This is a genomic window from Microcystis sp. LE19-10.1B, assembly GCF_027530565.1.
Taxonomy (GTDB): domain Bacteria; phylum Cyanobacteriota; class Cyanobacteriia; order Cyanobacteriales; family Microcystaceae; genus Microcystis; species Microcystis aeruginosa.
The window spans coordinates 1-1,839 of sequence record NZ_JAPZQM010000244.1; the positions used below are offsets into that span (position 1 = coordinate 1).

Annotated in this window: 5 protein-coding genes; all 5 read left to right on the forward strand. The window is 38.4% G+C overall.

The features are described from left to right. Positions 1 to 267 precede the first annotated feature (267 nt). The 5 genes from O9332_RS08870 to O9332_RS08890 all read left to right on the forward strand — a co-directional run bounded on the left by O9332_RS08870 (position 268) and on the right by O9332_RS08890 (position 1,584). Complete coding sequence (locus O9332_RS08870) at positions 268 to 519, forward strand: type II toxin-antitoxin system Phd/YefM family antitoxin (protein WP_002763538.1); 252 nt, start codon at positions 268 to 270, stop codon at positions 517 to 519. Then, a complete protein-coding gene (locus O9332_RS08875; RefSeq protein WP_002745103.1) occupies positions 516 to 773 on the forward strand; it encodes a type II toxin-antitoxin system mRNA interferase toxin, RelE/StbE family in 258 nt (85 codons plus the stop codon). Before O9332_RS08870 ends, O9332_RS08875 begins: the two co-directional genes overlap by 4 nt. 151 nt (positions 774 to 924) lie before the next feature. After that, the gene (locus O9332_RS08880) at positions 925 to 1,134 is read left to right on the forward strand and encodes a type II toxin-antitoxin system HicB family antitoxin (protein WP_002763539.1); all 210 of its coding nucleotides are present in this window, start codon (positions 925 to 927) and stop codon (positions 1,132 to 1,134) included. Positions 1,135 to 1,181: 47 nt separating this feature from the next. Next, positions 1,182 to 1,418: a type II toxin-antitoxin system HicB family antitoxin gene (locus O9332_RS08885; RefSeq protein ID WP_002763540.1), complete on the forward strand. Its 237-nt coding sequence runs from the start codon at positions 1,182 to 1,184 to the stop codon at positions 1,416 to 1,418. Beyond that, on the forward strand, positions 1,411 to 1,584 hold the full coding sequence (locus O9332_RS08890) for a type II toxin-antitoxin system HicA family toxin (RefSeq protein ID WP_002763541.1): 174 nt from the start codon (positions 1,411 to 1,413) through the stop codon (positions 1,582 to 1,584). Before O9332_RS08885 ends, O9332_RS08890 begins: the two co-directional genes overlap by 8 nt. Positions 1,585 to 1,839 lie beyond the last annotated feature (255 nt).

Here is a 1,839-nt window from a genome sequence, read left to right on the forward strand (position 1 = left end):
AAATCCTTATCTGGCAAAAGATTTAACTGATTAGCTCGCTCTAGATCAAAAACAATTGACAAAAATCGTCCAATGTCTTTCTCTATAAGGGTTCCATCTCTTATAACCCCCGTCCATTACATAACACAAACCGAAGAACCACTAAAGTTGTCATATCTCCTTCTTCTCGATCAGAACCAAAAAGCCCAAAATAAATAATGAAAACGTCAGCCAACAAGCAATTTTTGCTTTATTATAAGACTAATCCCCACAAACCGTAAGCGATTTATGTATCAAGTCACCGTTGATTACGCCAAAGCCAACCTAGAAGAACTCTGCGATCGCACTGAAAAAGAACCCGATGGAGTAGTGATCGTTCGTGAAAATCGCAGTTATATTCTCATTACTCAAGAAGAATGGGAATCCTTAGCTGAAACCTCCGAACTCATGCAAGATCCCAAACTATTACAACATATTGCATCAGCACGACGAGAATATGCCGCAGGAGAAACCCTCACAATGGAACAAGTATTTGGATGACAACCTACACAATTGTCTTTTCTAAACAAGCGCGAAAAGATACCGACGAACTCACCCAAAAACAGAAAGTCAAACTTCAAGAAATTTTAACTAACATAATTGCAATTAATCCCTATATTGGCAAATCCTTAAAAGGCGATTTAGAAGGCTTGTATTCCTATCGCCTAAATCGAAAAGATCGTCTGCTTTATGAAATTTATGAAGACGATAAAACTATTCTGATTATTCGTACCAAAACACACTATGGAGATTAGGTAATAGCGGTCATAACCACTGAATTCATCCCCGTTTATAATATAGCTTGATCCTGTTAGGCAAAAATAGTAGTGATGCCGATCACTACCAGGAAAAAGACGGAAGAAATGCACTTCAGGAACTAGCCAAATTAAATCAAGGAGACAACCCATGAATTATCACTATAGTATTTATATTCAATGGTCACAAGAAGACAACAAATTTATCGCCCATCTCCCTGAATTTGTCTCCTATGCTCATACTCACGGCGAAACCTACAATGAAGCGCTACAAAATGCCCTTGAAGTTCTAGATTTCCTTATCGAAGACTACACTGCACGAGACAAATCTCTACCAATTTTTCAGGCTATTTCCCCATAGCTAAAATATACTCTATTACAATCAAAACGTATTTTATCTGAGCAATTATGGCTGAATTAAGTTCAAAAATTACGGCAATTATTTATTCTGGTGAACAACAAGGATATGTGGCCGAATGCGCGGAAATTTCGGTTGTTACCCAAGGAAATACCTTGGATGAGGTGGTTAATAATCTCAAAGAAGCTGTCTTATTACATTTAGAAGGAGAAGAGCCTATTGAGTTTGGTCTAGTTGCCAAACCTTCTCTACAGATTACGGTTGAGTTACAGCCTGAATATGCCTAAACTGAAACAACTATCAGGCAAAGACGTGATCAAGATTCTCGCTCGATTTGGCTTTACTATTCACAGTCAACGAGGAAGTCACATTAAATTGCGTCGTGTTATCTCCCAGAGAAGAGAGACTTTAACTATTCCCAATCATCGAAAACTTGATCCTGGAACCTGTTAGGCAATTTTCAAATAAGCAAGTCAATATATTCTAGAATCAGAGCTTTATCCTTATTTCTATGATTTATAGAAAAAGTTAAGTGAAGCGGGGTTAAAATGATCGACAAATATCTAGCCCACATTCCGCACCCTCAACTGTCACATAAGCTGTCCCCCTCCAGAGACTTGAGTAAAAATACCTAGCTGGTGAAGGTCTTCTCGGTGGCCGCTAGGGGGGTCTTGAGACCCCTAATTATGAAAAAATAGGAATTGTTGG